17 protein-coding genes are annotated in these 17,039 nt (G+C 66.3%); all 17 read left to right on the forward strand.

Features of this window, described 5'->3' with window-relative positions:
- Positions 1-55 precede the first annotated feature (55 nt).
- Positions 56-772 (forward strand): ABC transporter ATP-binding protein, encoded by a 717-nt coding sequence (locus QO014_RS03330; protein WP_266347219.1) that lies wholly within the window; start codon positions 56-58, stop codon positions 770-772.
- Positions 769-1,476 carry an ABC transporter ATP-binding protein gene (locus QO014_RS03335; RefSeq protein WP_266347779.1) on the forward strand — a complete coding sequence of 236 codons (708 nt, stop codon included), beginning with the start codon at positions 769-771 and terminating at the stop codon, positions 1,474-1,476. Before QO014_RS03330 ends, QO014_RS03335 begins: the two co-directional genes overlap by 4 nt.
- Positions 1,473-2,336: a branched-chain amino acid ABC transporter permease gene (locus QO014_RS03340; RefSeq protein ID WP_266347220.1), complete on the forward strand. Its 864-nt coding sequence runs from the start codon at positions 1,473-1,475 to the stop codon at positions 2,334-2,336. The genes QO014_RS03335 and QO014_RS03340 overlap by 4 nt, the downstream gene beginning before the upstream one ends.
- A 7-nt stretch (positions 2,337-2,343) precedes the next feature.
- Complete coding sequence (locus QO014_RS03345; RefSeq protein WP_266347221.1) at positions 2,344-3,393, forward strand: branched-chain amino acid ABC transporter permease; 1,050 nt, start codon at positions 2,344-2,346, stop codon at positions 3,391-3,393.
- Positions 3,393-5,147 (forward strand): FAD-dependent oxidoreductase, encoded by a 1,755-nt coding sequence (locus tag QO014_RS03350; RefSeq protein WP_266347222.1) that lies wholly within the window; start codon positions 3,393-3,395, stop codon positions 5,145-5,147. The genes QO014_RS03345 and QO014_RS03350 overlap by 1 nt, the downstream gene beginning before the upstream one ends.
- Positions 5,148-5,157: 10 nt before the next feature.
- Complete coding sequence (locus QO014_RS03355) at positions 5,158-6,045, forward strand: intradiol ring-cleavage dioxygenase (protein ID WP_266347223.1); 888 nt, start codon at positions 5,158-5,160, stop codon at positions 6,043-6,045.
- A gap of 65 nt (positions 6,046-6,110) precedes the next feature.
- Positions 6,111-6,929, forward strand: a complete 819-nt coding sequence (locus tag QO014_RS03360; protein ID WP_266347224.1) for an SDR family NAD(P)-dependent oxidoreductase — start codon at positions 6,111-6,113, stop codon at positions 6,927-6,929.
- Between the two features lie 72 nt (positions 6,930-7,001).
- A complete protein-coding gene (locus QO014_RS03365; protein WP_266347225.1) occupies positions 7,002-8,309 on the forward strand; it encodes an ABC transporter substrate-binding protein in 1,308 nt (435 codons plus the stop codon).
- 25 nt (positions 8,310-8,334) lie between these two features.
- Positions 8,335-9,063, forward strand: a complete 729-nt coding sequence (locus QO014_RS03370; RefSeq protein WP_266347226.1) for an ABC transporter ATP-binding protein — start codon at positions 8,335-8,337, stop codon at positions 9,061-9,063.
- Positions 9,060-9,788, forward strand: a complete 729-nt coding sequence (locus tag QO014_RS03375) for an ABC transporter ATP-binding protein (RefSeq protein WP_266347227.1) — start codon at positions 9,060-9,062, stop codon at positions 9,786-9,788. Before QO014_RS03370 ends, QO014_RS03375 begins: the two co-directional genes overlap by 4 nt.
- Entirely contained in the window at positions 9,775-10,638 is an 864-nt protein-coding gene (locus QO014_RS03380; RefSeq protein ID WP_266347228.1) for a branched-chain amino acid ABC transporter permease, read from the forward strand. The genes QO014_RS03375 and QO014_RS03380 overlap by 14 nt, the downstream gene beginning before the upstream one ends.
- Positions 10,635-11,660 (forward strand): branched-chain amino acid ABC transporter permease, encoded by a 1,026-nt coding sequence (locus QO014_RS03385; protein WP_266347229.1) that lies wholly within the window; start codon positions 10,635-10,637, stop codon positions 11,658-11,660. The genes QO014_RS03380 and QO014_RS03385 overlap by 4 nt, the downstream gene beginning before the upstream one ends.
- A gap of 14 nt (positions 11,661-11,674) precedes the next feature.
- The gene (locus tag QO014_RS03390; RefSeq protein ID WP_266347230.1) at positions 11,675-12,691 is read left to right on the forward strand and encodes a zinc-dependent alcohol dehydrogenase; all 1,017 of its coding nucleotides are present in this window, start codon (positions 11,675-11,677) and stop codon (positions 12,689-12,691) included.
- Between the two features lie 12 nt (positions 12,692-12,703).
- On the forward strand, positions 12,704-13,492 hold the full coding sequence (locus QO014_RS03395) for an alpha/beta fold hydrolase (RefSeq protein ID WP_266347231.1): 789 nt from the start codon (positions 12,704-12,706) through the stop codon (positions 13,490-13,492).
- A 26-nt stretch (positions 13,493-13,518) separates the two neighbouring features.
- Positions 13,519-14,739, forward strand: coding sequence for an acyl-CoA dehydrogenase family protein (locus tag QO014_RS03400; protein ID WP_266347232.1), 1,221 nt, complete (start codon positions 13,519-13,521; stop codon positions 14,737-14,739).
- A gap of 63 nt (positions 14,740-14,802) precedes the next feature.
- Positions 14,803-15,351: a flavin reductase family protein gene (locus QO014_RS03405; protein ID WP_266347233.1), complete on the forward strand. Its 549-nt coding sequence runs from the start codon at positions 14,803-14,805 to the stop codon at positions 15,349-15,351.
- A 53-nt stretch (positions 15,352-15,404) separates the two neighbouring features.
- Positions 15,405-17,033: a GMC family oxidoreductase gene (locus tag QO014_RS03410; RefSeq protein WP_266347234.1), complete on the forward strand. Its 1,629-nt coding sequence runs from the start codon at positions 15,405-15,407 to the stop codon at positions 17,031-17,033.
- Positions 17,034-17,039 lie beyond the last annotated feature (6 nt).

The raw sequence follows: 17,039 nt of genomic DNA on the forward strand, positions 1-17,039 counted from the left end.
GCCGAGGGCGGCGACATTCGCCGCCCTCGTTCCGCGCGACCCGAGGATGAAAGCAATGATACTCAGGCTGGACAATGTCTCGAAATCGTACGGGGCGCTGAAGGTTACGGATAACGTGACCGTCGCGGTGCCGCGTGGCGAAGCTCTGGGCATTATCGGCCCGAACGGGGCGGGGAAGTCGACGCTCTTCAACCTCATCACCGGCAATGTGCTGCCGAATGAGGGCCGCATCGAATTCCTCGGCCGCGACGTAACCCGCGCTCCCGCGATGGAACGCGTGCGCATGGGTGTCGGGCGCTCGTTCCAGATCCCTCAGCCCTTCGAGGGGCTGACGGTGTTCGAGAACCTGCTGACGGCCGCCGCTTTCGGCCGTGGCGGTCGCGAGGCCGACATGGTCGATGCTTGCGCACACATCCTCGACGAAACCGAATTGCTGAAGAAGGCCAATGTCGTGGCGGGAACGCTGAGCCTGCTCGATCGCAAGCGGCTGGAGCTCGCCCGCGCATTGGCGACCGGCCCTGAACTCCTGCTGCTGGACGAGATTGCCGGTGGGCTCACCGAAGGCGAATGCAAGGCACTGGTCGCGACGATCCGGGCGATCCATGCACGGAGCACCACGATCATCTGGATCGAGCATGTCCTGCACGCGCTGAACTCCGTGGTCGAGCGGCTGCTGGTGCTGGATTTCGGCCGCGTGATCGGCATCGGCGCGCCGGACGAGATCATGGCGTCCCGCGAAGTCCGCGAAATCTATCTGGGGCTCGAAGTCTGATGCTGCTCGAGACGCGCGCCCTTACCGCGAGCTATGGCCAGTTCCGGGCGCTGTTCGGCGTGGATATCACCGTGGCTGCGGGCGAATGCGTCGCCATCATCGGCGCCAATGGCGCCGGAAAATCCACGCTGATGCGCTCGATCACGGGCGTGATCCGCAACGAGCCCGGCATGGTGCTGCACCGGGGCGAGCCGATCGGTGCGCTCAGTTCGGCCGAGGTGATGAAGCGCGGCATCGCCATGGTGCCCGAGGGTCGCAAGCTCTTCCCCTCGCTCACGGTTGAGGAAAACCTGCTGATCGGCGGGCAGATGCGCAAGGTGCCGGGGCCGTGGAACCTCGACGCCGTCTATGAACTGTTTCCGATCCTGCGCGAGCGGCGCAACAATTCCGGCACGGCGCTTTCGGGCGGACAGCAGCAGATGGTGGCCATCGGCCGCGCGCTGATGTCGAACCCCGAGCTGTTGCTTTGCGACGAGATCAGCCTCGGCCTCGCGCCGGTGGTCATCCGCGACATCTATGCGGCACTGCCCAAGGTTCGCGCCGGCGGTGCCGCGATCGTCGTGGTCGAGCAGGATATCGGCAAGGCGCTCGCCGTCGCCGACCGGGTCTACTGCATGATGGAAGGCCGCGTGACGCTTACTGCGAAGGCGGCCGACGTGTCGCGCCAGCAGATCCATGCGGCCTATTTCGGGGAGGCCGCATGATGTGGCTCGACACCCTCGTGCAGGGCATTCTGCTGGGCGGCCTCTATGCGCTGTTCGCGGCCGGCCTCAGCCTCGTCTTCGGCATCATGCGGCTGGTCAACCTCGCCCATGGCGACCTGATCGTCTTCGCCGCTTATCTTGTGCTGATAGGCGTCACGCTGTTCGGCCTCTCGCCCTGGCTCGCCGCCCTTCTCGCCATGCCGGTGATGTTCGCGTTCGGCTGGCTTTTGCAGACCGCCGTGCTCAACCGCGTGCTCGGCAAGGACATCCTGCCGCCGCTCCTCGTCACGTTCGGCCTCTCGGTCGTGCTGCAGAACGGGCTGCTCGAAGGCTTCTCGGCCGATAGCCGCCGCATTCCGGCGGGCAGCCTGGAGGGCGCATCGCTCGATCTCGGCCTCGTCACGGTGGGCGTGATGCCGCTCCTGACCTTCGCCTCCGCGATCGCCGCGATCGTCGCGCTGAACGCCCTTTTCTATCACACGGCGCTCGGCAGGGCGTTCCGCGCCACCTCGGACGATGTCGTCACGGCTGGGCTTATGGGGATCGAGCCGAAGCGGATTTTCGCCATCGCCACCGGCATCGCCATGGTCGTGGTGACGCTGGCCGCGCTCTATCTGGGCATGCGCGCCAATTTCGATCCCTCGATCGGGCCGGCACGGCTGATCTACGCCTTCGAGGCGGTGATCATCGGCGGCCTCGGCAGCCTGTGGGGGACGCTCGCCGGCGGCGTGATCATTGGTGTGGCGCAGACGTTCGGCGCCGCAGTGAACCCAGAATGGCAGATTCTGGCCGGCCATATCGCCTTCCTGGCGGTGATGCTGCTCAAGCCGCGCGGCCTTTTCCCGCGCGCCGTGGATTGAGGGCGGCATGTACAAGCTCACCACCCGAACCCGCGCCGGCACAGCGACCGCCATCGCCGTGCTCGTCCTGATCCTGGCCGGATTGGCCTTGCCTGCGGTCGCCTCTCGCGGCGCGATCCAGGATCTGTTCTTCATCCTGACCATGCTGACGCTGGCGCAGCTCTGGAACCTCTTGGCGGGTTATGGCGGCCTCGTCTCGGTCGGGCAGCAGGCCTTTGTCGGCATCGGTGCCTATGCGATGTTCGCGGGCGTCATCCTGCTCGGCTGGAATCCGGTCTGGGCGATCCTGCTCGGCGGCCTCGCCGCGCTGGTGCTCGCCATTCCGACGGCCTTCTTCGCCTTCCGCTTGCAGGGCGCCTATTTCGCCATCGGCACCTGGGTCATCGCCGAGGTGACACGCTTGCTGATCGCCCAGTGGAAGACGCTCGGCGGCGGCACCGGCACCTCGCTGCCGCGCGAGGCGACGAGCAATATCCTTGGCACCGACCTGATCCGCGCGCTGTTCGGCGTGCGCGAGGCGGCGGCGCGCGACATCCTCGCCTATTGGCTGGCGCTGCTGCTGGTCGTGGTGGTGACGGGCGGGATCTACTGGCTGCAGCGCAGCCGCCTCGGGCTCGCCCTTGCGGCCGTCCGCGACAATGTCGAGGCGGCGCGATCGGTCGGCGTCGATGCCGGGCGGCTCAAATGGGCGGTCTTCCTGATCGCCGCGGTCGCCACGGGCCTGACCGGCGCGCTGATCTTCCTGCAGACGGCCCGCATCTCGCCGGATGCCGCCTTCGCGGTCACCGACTGGACGGCCTACGTCATCTTCATCGTCGTCATTGGCGGCATCGGCACCATCGAGGGGCCGATCGTCGGCGTGATCGTCTTCTTCGTGCTGCGTTCGGCGCTGGCCGATTACGGCAGCTGGTACCTGATGACACTCGGCCTGATCGCCATCGCCGTGATGCTGTTCGCGCCGAAAGGGTTGTGGGGGCTGATCTCGGCCCGCAGCGGCCTGCACCTGTTTCCGGTCCGCCGCAGGCTGGCCGGTCCTAAGATCGAGGGAGGAAACTGATGGCTGATATCGAAACCGACGTCCTGGTCGTGGGAACGGGCCCTGCCGGCTCGGCCACGGCAGCGCTTCTGTCCAGCGCGGGCGTGGCCAACATGGTCGTTAACCGCTACCGCTGGCTCGCGAATACGCCGCGCGCCCACATTACGAACCAGCGCGCCATGGAAGTGCTGCGCGATCTCGGTCCCGACGTCGAGGCCGAAGCCGTCATGCATGCGTCGCCCCAGGAACTGATGGGCGAGAACGTGTTCTGCGAAAGCCTCGCCGGCGAGGAGATCGGCCGCATGAAGAGCTGGGGCACGCACCCGCTCTCCAAGGCCGAGCACCTCCTGTCGTCGCCGACCTTCATGAACGATCTGCCGCAGACCTTCATGGAGCCGATCCTGTTCAAGACGGCCTGCTCGCGCGGCACGCAGGCCCGCATGAGCACGGAATATCTGAGCCACGTCCAGGACGAGGATGGCGTCACTACGACGCTGCGCGACCGCCTCTCGGGCGGCACGTTCACGGTGCGCTCGAAGTTCCTCGTCGGCGCCGATGGCGGCAACTCGCTGGTGGCCGAACAGCTCGGCCTGCCCTTCGAAGGCAAGATGGGCGTCGGCGGGTCGATGAACATCCTGTTCCGCGCTGACCTTTCGAAGTATGTCGCTCATCGGCCGAGCGTCCTCTACTGGGTCATGCAGCCCGGCGCCGATGTCGGCGGCATCGGCATGGGCCTCGTGCGCATGGTGCGGCCGTGGAACGAATGGCTGATCGTCTGGGGCTATGACATCAACCAGCCGCCGCCGGATGTGACGCCGGAGCTTGCGACGGAGGTCGCGCGCCAGCTGGTCGGCGATCCCGCGCTCGAGATCGAACTGCTCGGTGCCAACACCTGGACGGTGAACAACTGCTTCGCCACCAACATGCAGAAGGGGCGGGTGTTCATCATGGGCGATGCCGCACATCGGCACCCCCCGTCGAACGGTCTCGGCTCGAACACGTCGATCCAGGACGGCTTCAACCTCGCTTGGAAGCTCGCCAAGGTGGTCAAGGGCCAGGCCGGCATCGGTCTGCTCGACAGCTACACTGTGGAGCGTGCCCCGATCGCGCGCCAGATCGTGACGCGCGCCAACCAGTCCATCGCCGAGTTCGGTCCGATCTTCGAGGCGCTCGGCATGGATGGCGGCGTCGATCACGAGAAGATCCAGAAGAACATGGAAGCGCGCTGCGACGCGACACCTGCCGCCGAGGCGCAGCGCGAGGCGCTCCGCAAGGCGATGGCCTTCAAGAAATACGAGTTCGACGCGCATGGTGTCGAGATGAACCAGCGCTACCGGTCCGATGCGGTGGTGACGGACGGGCAGGAGGAGCCGGCCTTCGAGAAGGATCGTGAGCTGCATTACGCGCCCACGACCTGGCCCGGCGCACGGCTGCCGCATGTCTGGGTGTTCGAACGCTCGGGCAACAAGGTCTCGACGCTTGATCTGTGCGGCCGTGGCGAGTTCACGCTGCTGACCGGGATTGGCGGCGAGGCGTGGGTGAAGGCGGCCGAGACGGTCGGCGCGGAACTCGGCCTGCCGATCCGCACCCATGTCATCGGACCGCGTCGCCCGATCGAGGACCACACCGGCGACTGGGCCCGCGCCAGCGAGATCCGCGACGCCGGCTGCCTGATCGTCCGTCCGGATCATCACGTCGCCTGGCGCTCCGAGACGCTGGCGGCCGATCCGGTGGCCGAGCTGCGCCGCGTCCTCAAATCCATTCTCGCGCGCTGAGGAGGACCCCATGATCGCCGAACACGAATATGGCTATTTCACCGAGGCGAACTCGGCCGAAGTCGTCGTGGCGCGCAACAGGAATGCGAAGGACGAGCGGCTGAAGCAGGTGATGGAGGTCATCACCCGCAAACTGCACGAGGCGGTGAAGGAGATCGAGCCGACCCAGGAGGAGTGGTTCGCCGCGATCATGTTCCTGACCGAGACGGGCCAGATCTGCAATGAATGGCGGCAGGAATACATCCTGCTGTCGGATGTGCTCGGCGTCTCGATGCTGGTCGACGCCATCAACAACCGGAAGCCCTCCGGCGCCTCGGAATCGACGGTGCTTGGGCCGTTCCATGTCGCCGACGCGCCCGAACTGCCGATGGGCTCGAACATCTGCCTCGACCAGAAGGGCGAGCCGATGTTCGTCCATGGCCGCATCCTCGACACCGAGGGTCGTCCGATCGAGGGCGCCAAGATCGATGTCTGGCAGGCCAATGACGAGGGCTTCTACGACGTGCAGCAGAAGGGCATCCAGCCCGATTTCAACCTGCGCGGCGTGTTCCGCACCGGCGCGGACGGGCGCTACTGGTTCCGTGGTGTGAAGCCGAAATACTACCCGATCCCCGATGACGGCCCGGTCGGCAAGCTGCTCGGCGCGCTCGGACGCCATCCGAACCGGCCGGCACACTTGCACTACATCGTCGAGGCCCCGGGCTTCGACGCGCTCACGACGCACATCTTCGATCCCGGCGATCCGTACATCGATTCCGATGCCGTTTTCGGCGTGAAGAAGAGCCTGCTGGCCGAGTTCCGCAAGGTCGACGATCCGGAGGCGGCGGCGAAGGTCGACGTCCCCGCGCCGTTCTATGACGTGGAATTCGATTTCGTGCTGTCGCGCAAGAAGACGTAGCCCGCGTCGCGGGCGCCGGGGAGGGCGCCCACGACGGGAGAACGATGCGAAAATGGGAGGACTGAATGGCCGCGCTTGAGAAGATGTTCGATGTCCGGGGCAAGTCGGTGATCGTTACCGGCGGCGCCAGCGGCATCGGCAGGGCCTATGCCGAGATCATGGCGGAGAATGGCGCGAAGGTCTGCATCTTCGATATTGATCGGGATGGCCTGGCGCGGGTCGTCGCGGAGATGACGGCGCAGGGCTGGGACGTCTGGGGCCAGGCGGTGGATGTCAGTGACCGCCCCGCCATGGCCGCGGCGTTCGATGCCGTTGCGGCACGGAACGGCCGCATCGACACGGTCTTCGCCAATGCAGGCATCGATCCGGGCCCCGGCTTCAACACGGTGACGGGCGAGCGCAATCCGGACGGGGCGATCGAGAATATTCCCGACGAGCAATGGGACCGGGGCATCGAGCTCAATCTGACGTCGGTCTACACGACGGTGAAGAACGCCGTTCGCCACATGAAGCCGAATGGCGGCGGCGAGATCATCGTCACCTCGTCAATCGCCTCGATGATCAATGAGAGCATAGTCGGCACGTCCTACATGCCGGCCAAGGCCGCGGTGAACCATTTCGTCCGCCACATGGCGATGGAGCTCGGCGCCTATGGCATTCGCGTCAATGCCATCCTTCCCGGGCCATTCATCACCAACATCGCCGGCGGCAGGCTGCGCAACAAGGCCGACCGCGCTGCCTTCGAAAGCCAGTCGCTGATCGGACGCATCGGTGATGTCGAGGACATCAAGGGCCTGGCGCTGCTGCTCGCCTCGCCGGCCGGTTCCTTTTTCACCGGCTCGCTGATCGTGATCGACGGCGGCTCGCTGACCCGCATGACCTGATCGAAGCCAGCGGCCTGCCAGGGAGGGCGGGCCGCCCAACAAAAGCAAACCATCCAGAAGGAGGAGTCTCGGATGACTTACTACAACCGCATTGTAAAGTCGGGCCTGCGCCCCAGCCGCCGAAGCGTGCTGAAGGGGCTCGGCGCCAGTGCAGCCGCCAGCACGCTCGCTTTGCCGGGCTATGCCCGTGCCGCGAGCGCCGGCAAGATCAAGATCGGCTATATCAGCCCGACAACCGGCCCGTTGGCTCTGTTCGGCGAGACCGATGGCTATACGCTGCAGAAGATCCGCGCCCTGCTGGGTGGCCAGCTGCAGTCCTCGAACGGCAATACCTACGAGATCGAAATCCTCGATCGCGACAGCCAGTCGAACCCGAACAAGTCGGCCGAAATCGCGGGCAATCTCATCCTGAACGACGAGATCCAGCTGCTGCTTCCCGCCTCCACCACCGACACGATCCTGCCGGCGGCCGAGCAGGCCGAACTCTACGAGACGCCGTGCCTCTCGTCCGGCGCACCGTGGCAGGCCGTCGTCTTCCCGCGCGGCGGCGGCAAGCAGACCTTCGAGTGGACCTACCATTTCTTCTGGGGCCTCGACGAGGCGCTCAACACCTTTGTCGGGCTCTGGAACCATCTGGAGACCAACAAGAAGGTCGGCATGCTGTTCCCCCAGAACATTGACGGCGAGACCTGGGGCAATGACGAGTACGGCCTGCCGGCGCCGACGCGCAAGGCCGGCTACGAGGTCGTGGTGCCCGGCTACTTCCAGCCGCGCACCAATGACTTCTCCGCCCAGATCTCCGAGTTCAAGAAGCAGAACTGCGAGATCATCGGCGGCATCACCTATCCCGATGATCTGAAGACCTTCGTCACCCAGTGCAACCAGCAGGGCTTCAAGCCCAAGGCGATCACCGTGGCGGCGGCGCTCCTGTTCCCGAGCGGCGTCGAGGCCATGGGTCCGCTCGGCAACGGCATGTCGTCGGAGGTCTGGTGGACGCCGGCCTTCCCCTTCAAGTCGTCGCTCACCGGCCAGGTCAGCCAGGATATCGCCGACCAGTGGGAAGCCGATACCAAGAAGCAGTGGACCCAGCCGCTTGGCTATTCGCACGCGCTGCTGGAGGTCGCGATCGACATTCTGAAGCGCTCGTCCGACCCGCTCAGCCGCGAGGCCAACCGCGACGCGATGGCCGCCACCGACCTGCAGTCGCTCGTCGGGCACATCAAGTTCGACGGCTCGCCGCACAAGAACATCTGCAAGACGCCGATCTTCGGCGGCCAGTGGGTGAAGGGCGAGAAGTGGCCATACGACCTGAAGATCGTGGACAACACGGTCAATCAGCTCTTTGCGCCCCAGCAGGCGATCCAGCCGATCGCGTGGTGAGATGAGACAGGACGCGGGTGGAGTAATGGATAGCGAGATCCTGCTGAAAGCGCGCGGCGTGTCGAAATCCTTCGGCGCCGTCCGCGTCCTGCATGAGGTGAGCTTCGATGTGCATCGGGGCGAGGTGCTCGGCATCCTCGGCCCGAATGGAGCGGGCAAGACGACGCTGTTCAATATGATCAGCGGTGATCTGAAGGTATCGGCGGGCGAAATCCAGCTCGGCGACACCGCGCTGCGCGGCGAGCCGCCGTTCCGGCGCTGCAAGATGGGGATCGGGCGGACCTACCAGATCCCGCGCCCCTATTCCGGCATGACGACCTTCGAGAACCTGCTGGTCGCCGCCGCGTTTGGCGGCGGCCGGTCGGAGAAGCAGAGCTATGCCTTCTGCGCGCAGGTCCTGCGCGATTGCGAGCTCTCCGACAAGGCGAACGTCTCCGCCGGCAAGCTGACGCTGCTCGACCGCAAGCGGCTCGAACTGGCGCGTGCGCTCGCCTCGGACCCGAAGCTCCTGCTTCTGGACGAGATAGCGGGCGGGCTGACCGACGATGAATCGAAGGCGCTGGTGGCGCTGGTGCGCCGCATCCGCGACCGCGGCATCACCATCGTGTGGATCGAGCATGTGCTGCATGCGCTGCTGGCGGTGGCCGACCGGCTGCTGGTGCTGAACTTCGGCGAGAAGATCGCCGAAGGCGTACCCGCCGAGGTGATCGCGCTGCCCGAGGTCCAGCGCGTCTATATGGGGATCGAGGTATGACGGCCGTTCTTTCGACCCAGGGGCTCATCGCCCGCTATGGGGATTTCCAGGCGCTCTACGGCGTCGACACCGAGTTGCACCAGGGCGAGGCCGTGGCCCTGATTGGCGCGAACGGGGCGGGCAAGTCGACCTTCCTGCGCTCGATCATGGGCCTGCTTCCCGTCGCCCGCGACATGGTGAGGCTGGATGGCGAGCCCGTCGGCGGGACCGCGACCGACCGCATGGTGCAGAAGGGCGTCGCGATCGTCCCGGAAGGGCGTCGCCTCTTCACCGGCATGTCGGTCGAGGACAATCTGCGCGTCGCCATCGACCAGGCCGCGCGCATCGGCGCCAAGGGCGGATGGACGCTTCCGCGCGTTCACCAGCTGTTCCCGATCCTGAAGGAAAAGGCACGCACCCAGGTGCAGAGCCTTTCCGGCGGGCAGCAGCAGATGGTGGCGATCGGCCGTGCGCTGCTCTGCCAGCCGCGCGTGCTGCTCTGCGACGAGATCAGCCTGGGCCTCGCGCCCAAGGTGATCCGCGAGATCTATGCCGCCCTGCCGGAGATCCGCGCCACGGGCACGGCGGTGATCGTGGTCGAGCAGGATGTGGGCCTCGCCCAGTCCGCCTCGGACCGCCTCTATTGCATGCTGGAGGGCCGCGTGACCCTGACCGGCAGGTCCGCCGACGTCACGCGCGAGCAGATTGGCAAAGCCTATTTTGGAGCGGGCCATGGAGTGGTTTGACGCACTGGTGCAGGGCATCCTGCTGGGCGGCATGTACGCCCAATATGCGCTCGGCATGGCGCTGATGTTCGGCGTCATGCGGATCGTGAACATCAGCCATGGCGATCTGGTGATCCTGCTGTCGCTGATCGGCATATCGATGGCCACCGCCTGGGGGCTCGGGCCGCTGCCCGTGCTGATCGTCCTCGTGCCGCTCGCGGTGCTGATGGGCTGGGTGCTGCAGAAGGCCGTCCTGAACAAGGTGGTCGGCAGCGATCCGCTGCCCTCGCTGATCGCCACGTTCGGCCTGTCGATCGCGCTGCAGAACCTGATGCTGCAGATCTGGTCGGCGAACAGCCGGTCCTTGCCCGGCCATGGCCTCGAAAGCCAGTCGATCGAGATCGGCGGCATCTATATCGGCCTGCTGCCGGTGATCGTGCTGGTGGTGGCGACCGCGTTGACCTGGGGCCTCGACCTGACCCTGAAGCGCACGCGCTTCGGCCGCGCGCTGCGGGCCGCATCGGCGGATGTCGAGGCGGCGGCCATGACGGGCATCAACCCCCGCGCCGTTTATGCGATGGCGACGGCGGCGGCGGTCGGCATCCTCGGCTTTGCCGCCGTCTTCCAGTCGCTGCGCTCGACCGTCGCGCCGGCCGATGGCCCGGCCCAGCTGATCTACGCCTTCGAGGCGGTGATCATCGGCGGCATGGGCGCCGTCTGGGGAGCGTTCCTCGGCTCCATGGTGCTCGGCATATCGCAGGCTATCGGTTTCCGCATCGATCCGGGCTTCGGCGTCCTCGCCGGGCACATCGTCTTCCTGATCGTGCTGGCGACCCGCCCGCAGGGCCTGTTCGGAAAGGCAACGACATGAGCGCAATCCCGTATCCCGCAGCCGAAGTGCCCGAGGTCCAGGTCCAGCGCCAGACCCCGTCGGGCCGGATCGCGATGACGCTGGCCGTGTTCGCCTTGGTCGCGATCGCCGCCATGCCGTGGTGGGCCTCGACCGGAACGATCCGCTCGATCCTGGTGCTCTGCTGCTACATCGCGGTCGCGCAGATGTGGAACCTGCTCGCCGGCTATGCCGGTCTCGTCTCGGTCGGTCAGCAGGCCTTCATGGGCGCGGCGGGCTATGCGCTCTTCGTGCTGGCGCAGACCTACGGCATCAACCCGTTCGTCGCGGTCTTCCTTTCGCTGCTGGTGCCGGCGGCGCTGGCCGTGCCGATCTATTTCCTGCTGCACCGCCTCGATGGACCCTATTTCTCGATCGGTACGTGGGTCGTGGCCGAAGTGTTCCGCTTGGCGGCATCGAACCTGCCGATCGTCAATGCCGGAGCCGGCATGTCGCTGCGCGTGATGAAGGATTATTCGTCCTTCGAGCGCAATGTCGCCATGTCGCTGCTCTGCGCCGGCATGCTGCTCGTCACGCTCGGCGGCAGCTACTGGCTGCTGCGTTCGCGCTTCGGCCTCGCGCTGATCGCCATGCGCGACAATCCCGTCGCCGCGGCGAGCCAGGGCGTCAATGTCGCGAAGCTGCGCTTCCTGATCTACATTGCCTCGGCGGTCGGCTGCGGCTTGGCTGGCGCGATCTATTTCATGGCGCAACTCCGCATCACGCCCGGCTCCGCCTTCGACCCGATGTGGGCGAACGTCGCCATCTTCATCGTGATGGTCGGTGGCATCGGCTCCATCGAAGGCGTGCTGATCGGCTCGCTGATCTACTTCATCGCAGATCGCTGGTTCGGTGAATATGGCGCGAGCTATTTCGTCGTGCTCGGCCTGATGACGCTGCTGGTGGCGCTCTATGCCCGCACCGGCATATGGGGCCTGGTCTCCAAGCGATGGGATGCGCCGTGGTTCCCGATCCGGCGCAAGCTCGTCGATCAGAACCGCTGAGGAGGGAGGGGACCATGAAAGCAGCAATATTCGATACGGTCGGCATTCCGCTCAGGATCGGGACTGTTCCCGATCCCGCGCCGGCGCCGGACGAGGTCGTCGTCAGGGTCGCCGCCTGCGGCATCTGCGGCAGCGACCTGCACATAACGGAGGACCCGGTGCCGTTCGGCATCGGCGCGGGCTTCGTCCTTGGGCATGAATTCGCCGGCAACATCGTGGCACTCGGCTCCGATGTCTCCGATTTCCGGATCGGCGACCGCGTCGCCGTCGTGCCGATGCGCGGCTGCGGCCATTGCGATGCCTGCCGGCGGGGAGATCCGGGGAGGTGCCCCGAAATGACGCTGATCGGCGGTGGCTATGCGGAATATGCGACCGTCGCGGCGCGCCAGTGCCACATTCTGCCCGATGACGTGGCGCTCGAGGACGGCGCGCTCGCCGAACCGCTCTCGGTCGCGCTGCATTGCATCGTCCGCTCGGGCATGAAGCCGGGTGACAGGGTCGCGATCCTCGGCGCTGGGCCGATTGGCCTGCTCGTCGCCTTCTGGGCACGGCGGATGGGGGCGTCGCGGATCGTGGTGGCCGATATCCACGAGCACCAGCGCGACCGGGCGCTTGCCCTCGGGGCGACCGGCTTCGCGCTCTCGGGCGAGAGACTGGCCGAAAACCTCGCCGATCTCTGCGACGGCCCGCCGGACATCATCTTCGAATGCGTCGGCAAGCGCGGCCTGCTCGCCGCGGCGGTCGACGCTGTCCGCCTGCAGGGCACCGTCGTCGGCGTCGGGCTCTGCATCGGCGGCGACGAATGGGATCCGTTCGTCGCGCTTTCCAAGGAGGTGAACCTGCTGTTCTCGGTTTTCTTCCACCAGCGCAACGAATTCGGCGTCGCGCTCGACGCCCTGAGGGGCGGCCCGTTTGCGCCGCAGGCTCTCATCACCGACCGGATCGATCTGTCGCCCGTGCCGCAGATCTTCGAGAGCCTTCGCCGGCGAACCACGCAATGCAAGGTGCTGATCCAGCCCGAATTTGTCTGAGGAGGACTGAACATGGCCGTTTCATTCGAAACGCTCGAATATGATATCGGCGGCACGAAGACGGTGGTGAAGGCCATCGGCGAGGGCAAGCCCGTGCTGTTCCTGCACGGTGCATCGACGCTCGAAGGCTTCGATTTCGCCGAAGGGCTCGCCGATCGCTTCCGCGTGCTGCTGCCGAGCCATCCGGGCTTCGGCTTCTCGGGTGATGCGCCGCATATATCGGGCATGTCCGACATGGTGCTGCATTATCTGAACCTGCTCGACGCGCTGGAGCTTGAGGAAAAGCCGCATCTGGTCGGCTTCTCCATGGGCGGCTGGATGGCGACCGAGCTTGCGGCGGTGGCGCGCGAGCGCTTCGACAAGGTGGTGCTGGTCGCGCCGGCCGGGCTCAACGACCCCGCTCATCCTGCGACCAATCTCGGCGCGCTCGCGCCGCAGGACCTGCCGGGCTATCTCGCGCACGATGTGTCCGTGGCACTGCGCTATTTCCCTGACGGCTCGGATGCGGCGTTTGCCGAGGCGTTCGGGGCTGACCGGGTCCGCGAGGGCGAGACGCTCGGCCGGCTGCTGGCGCCGTTCGGCATGGGCCATCCAAACCTGACCCGCTTCCTCGGACGCATCAGCAACCCGGCGCTGGTGGTCTGGGGCACGGAGGACCGGCTGCTGCCGGCGAGCCAGGCGCCGCTCTTCGTCTCGGCGCTGCCCGATGCGGAACTGCTGCTGGTGGAGGACGCCGGCCATTTCGTCATGCAGGAAAAGCCCGAGACGCTGACCAGGATCGGCGATTTTCTCGCCGGCTGAACTGACTTCAAGGAGGAGGAGAGATCATGAACAAACCCATCAAGCACGGCTATTGGGGCTCGAGCGTCGACTATCGCGATCTCCTGAAGCGGATCGCCGAGATCGGGCCGACGCTGGAGGCGAACGCCGCGGCCGACGAGGAGGCCGGCGAACTGACGCAAGAGAGCTTCGAACTGCTGAAGCCGCTGCGCATTTCGCATTTGCTGGCGACCGAAGCGCTCGGCGGCGCGCAATTGCCGCCAACCCAGGTGCTGGAATTGCTGGAGGCGATCACCTGGCATTCCGGCGCGGCGGGTTGGGTGTCGATGGTGCATTGCTGCATCGGCGCCATGTCGGCCGCCTTCCTGCCGGATAGCGCCGTCGAGCGTCTTTTCGCACCGGGCACCGACAATCGCTTCTCAGGGCAGGGCGCACCGCTCGGCATGCTGAAGAAGGTCGAGGGCGGCTACCGGCTGACCGGCAAGTGGAGCTATGGCAGCGGCTTCAGCCACGCCACCTATTCCCACAGCGCCGCCTTCGTCGATGACGGCACCGGCAAGCCCGCCAAGGACGAGAACGGCAACGTCATCGTCATGTGCGCGCACGCACCGATCCCCGAGCACACGATGCTCGGCAACTGGGATGTGCTGGGGCTCGGCGGCACGGGCAGCATCGATTATGCGGCGGAAGATGTCTTCATCGCCGATGATCTCGTCTTCCCGATCCTGACTGCGCCGCCGATGCGGCAGAAGGAGCTGTTCAGCCTCGGCGTCGTCGGCCTCGCGGCCATCGGCCATACCGGCTGGGCGCTTGGCACCGGCCGTCGCATGCTGGACGAGATCGCCAAGTTCGCGCGCGCCAAGTCGGGCCGTGCCGGCCTGATCGGCGAGAGCGAGAAGTTCTGGTACGATTACGGCCGCGCCGAGGCCCGTTATCGGGCGGCTCGCGCCTTTGTCTTCGAGACGTGGCGTGAAATCGAGGCGCTTGCCGAGGCCGGCGAGAAGATGTCCACCCGCCAGATCAGCCTCGTGCATCTGGCGAAGTCGGAGATCCACGAAGCCGGCGTCGATATCTGCAACTTCGCCTATCGGGCGGGTGGTGGCGCTTCGCTCCGTGCCGGCGTGATCCAGCGCACCTTCCGCGAGATGATGGTGGCCGCCAACCACTTCACGATCGCGCCGTCGATCGTCACCTCGGCGGGTCGCGACCTCGGCGGCGTCTGGAGCAACCGTGTCTGGCAGTTCTACGACCTGATCGAGAAGAAGTAATCCCTGGGGCCGGGCGGCGCGTGCCGTCCGGCCTTCCCGTCCTGCTGCAGAAGAGATACGCCGATGAGCCAGCCGCATCCGATGACCAGCGCCTTTCGGGAAGCCTTTCGCCGGCATCCGGCAGGCGTCGCCGTGATCACCGCCGATCCAGGCGACCGACCGGTGGCGATGACCGTATCCTCGCTGATCTCGGTCAGCGCCGCGCCGCCGATCGTCGCCTTCTCGCTTTCGACCAAGTCCGGCTCGTCCGAGCCGTTGCTGCGAGCGGAGACGATGGTGATCCACCTGCTCCGCTACACCGATATCGATCTGGCCCAGCTCTGCGCGTCGAGCGGCGCCGACCGCTTTCCGCCGGGCGGCGCGTGGGAACGGCTGCCGACGGGCGAGCCGCGCTATACGGGCGTCGCCACATGGTTCCGTGCCCGGCGCCTCGGCCTGCTGCCGATCGAGGGTGCGACGCTGGTCGCGGCCGAACTGCTCGAGGGCGAGGCCCATCCGGAAGAGGCGCCGCCCGAGGCGCATTCGCTTGTCTACCTCGACCGGCGCTGGCATCGGTTGCACAAGGAACTGGACGGTTCCGACTCGCTTCTCGAAACGTCACATTTTCTTTGAGCGAGCCGGCTTCGCGCCTCGACTGAAGCCAGCGACCTCCGCGGAAAGACCTTATGCCCGACGCCAGCCAGCAGCCGGCCGATTTCGGCACGTTCGACGTGATCATTGTTGGCGCGGGTTCGGCCGGATCCGTGATCGCCAATCGCCTCTCGGCCGATCCGCGCCGCAAGGTTCTGCTCATCGAGGCCGGCAAGAGCGACAATCACCCCTGGGTGCATATTCCCGTCGGCTATCTCTTCGCCATCGGCAATCCGAGGCTCGACTGGGGCTTCAAGACAGAGGCGGTGCCGGGGCTGAACGGCCGCAGCCTGCTCTATCCCCGCGGCAAGGTGCTCGGCGGCTGCTCGTCGATCAACGGCATGATCTACATGCGCGGCCAGCGCCAGGACTATGATGGCTGGCGCGATCTCGGCAATCCGGGCTGGGGCTGGGCCGACGTGCTGCCGCTTTTCCGCCGCTCAGAGCATCATTTCGGCGCGGCCGATGAGGCGCATGGCACGACGGGCGAATTGCGCGTGGAGCAGCAGCGTCTCAAATGGCCGATCCTCGACGAGGTCGCGAAGGCGGCAGCGGAGATGGGCATTCCGGTTTCGCGAGATTTCAACGCCGGCGACAATGAGGGCGTCGGCTATTTCCCGGTGAACCAGAAGCGCGGCATACGCTGGAACGCGCGCAAGGCCTTCCTAGAGCCCGCTCGCCGCCGGCCCAATCTGGCGATCGTGACCGAATGCCATGTGCGGCGGCTGCGGCTCGACGGACGGCGCGTCACCGGCGTTGTCTTTTCGCGCGGCAACGCCCTTTTCGAAGCGCATGCCGGGCAGGAGGTAGTGCTCTCCGCCGGAGCGATCGGGTCGCCGCAGATCCTCGAACTCTCGGGCATCGGCAGGCCGGACGTGCTGGAGCGGATCGGCGTGAAACTGGCCCATGCCCTGCCGGGCGTCGGCGAGAATCTGCAGGATCATCTGCAGATCCGCACCATTTTCTCGATCACGGGCGCGCACACGCTGAACGACCGGGCTGCGACGCTGCACGGCAAGGCCGGCATTGCGCTCCAATATGCGCTGACTCAGAGCGGGCCGATGGCGATGGCGCCGAGCCAGCTCGGCATCTTCACCCGCAGCAGTCCGGCGCATGATCGCGCCAATATCGAATATCACGTTCAGCCTCTGTCGCTGGATGCCTTCGGCCAGCCCTTGCATCGCACGCCCGCGCTGACGGTATCGGTGTGCAATCTTCGTCCGACGAGCCGCGGATCGAGCCATGCCGCGGGCGCCGACCCGTTGGCGGCGCCTGCGATCCAGCCGAACTATCTCTCGACCGAGGCCGACCGCCGCGTGGCCGCCGACAGCATCCGTCATGCGCGCCGGCTGATGGCGCAGCCGCATCTGGCGCGCTACCGGCCGACCGAGATCAAGCCCGGTCCGGGCCCGGAGGATGACGAGACGCTGGCTCGGCTCGCGGGCGAGATCGGCACGACGATCTTTCACCCGGTCGGCACCGCCCGCATGGGCCATGACGGGGACGCGGTCGTCGGTCCTGATCTGAAGGTGCATGGGCTCGACGGGCTGCGCATCGCCGATTGCTCGGTGATGCCGACCATCGTCTCGGGCAATACGCACGCGCCGGCCGTGATGATCGGTGAGAAGGCGGCGGAGAACATCATCGCCGCAGGCAACCGATAGTCTTCC

This window comes from Kaistia dalseonensis (genome assembly GCF_030814715.1).
Lineage (GTDB): Bacteria > Pseudomonadota > Alphaproteobacteria > Rhizobiales > Kaistiaceae > Kaistia > Kaistia dalseonensis.

What these genes read in the sequence shown, in the direction of transcription:
- QO014_RS03330 (WP_266347219.1), top strand. Translation starts at nt 56, where the DNA reads ATGATACTCAGGCTGGACAATGTCTCGAAATCGTACGGGGCGCTGAAG.
- QO014_RS03340 (WP_266347220.1), top strand. Translation starts at nt 1,473, where the DNA reads ATGATGTGGCTCGACACCCTCGTGCAGGGCATTCTGCTGGGCGGCCTC.
- QO014_RS03345 (WP_266347221.1), top strand. Translation starts at nt 2,344, where the DNA reads ATGTACAAGCTCACCACCCGAACCCGCGCCGGCACAGCGACCGCCATC.
- QO014_RS03350 (WP_266347222.1), top strand. Translation starts at nt 3,393, where the DNA reads ATGGCTGATATCGAAACCGACGTCCTGGTCGTGGGAACGGGCCCTGCC.
- QO014_RS03355 (WP_266347223.1), top strand. Translation starts at nt 5,158, where the DNA reads ATGATCGCCGAACACGAATATGGCTATTTCACCGAGGCGAACTCGGCC.
- QO014_RS03360 (WP_266347224.1), top strand. Translation starts at nt 6,111, where the DNA reads ATGGCCGCGCTTGAGAAGATGTTCGATGTCCGGGGCAAGTCGGTGATC.
- QO014_RS03365 (WP_266347225.1), top strand. Translation starts at nt 7,002, where the DNA reads ATGACTTACTACAACCGCATTGTAAAGTCGGGCCTGCGCCCCAGCCGC.
- QO014_RS03370 (WP_266347226.1), top strand. Translation starts at nt 8,335, where the DNA reads ATGGATAGCGAGATCCTGCTGAAAGCGCGCGGCGTGTCGAAATCCTTC.
- QO014_RS03375 (WP_266347227.1), top strand. Translation starts at nt 9,060, where the DNA reads ATGACGGCCGTTCTTTCGACCCAGGGGCTCATCGCCCGCTATGGGGAT.
- QO014_RS03380 (WP_266347228.1), top strand. Translation starts at nt 9,775, where the DNA reads ATGGAGTGGTTTGACGCACTGGTGCAGGGCATCCTGCTGGGCGGCATG.
- QO014_RS03385 (WP_266347229.1), top strand. Translation starts at nt 10,635, where the DNA reads ATGAGCGCAATCCCGTATCCCGCAGCCGAAGTGCCCGAGGTCCAGGTC.
- QO014_RS03390 (WP_266347230.1), top strand. Translation starts at nt 11,675, where the DNA reads ATGAAAGCAGCAATATTCGATACGGTCGGCATTCCGCTCAGGATCGGG.
- QO014_RS03395 (WP_266347231.1), top strand. Translation starts at nt 12,704, where the DNA reads ATGGCCGTTTCATTCGAAACGCTCGAATATGATATCGGCGGCACGAAG.
- QO014_RS03400 (WP_266347232.1), top strand. Translation starts at nt 13,519, where the DNA reads ATGAACAAACCCATCAAGCACGGCTATTGGGGCTCGAGCGTCGACTAT.
- QO014_RS03405 (WP_266347233.1), top strand. Translation starts at nt 14,803, where the DNA reads ATGAGCCAGCCGCATCCGATGACCAGCGCCTTTCGGGAAGCCTTTCGC.
- QO014_RS03410 (WP_266347234.1), top strand. Translation starts at nt 15,405, where the DNA reads ATGCCCGACGCCAGCCAGCAGCCGGCCGATTTCGGCACGTTCGACGTG.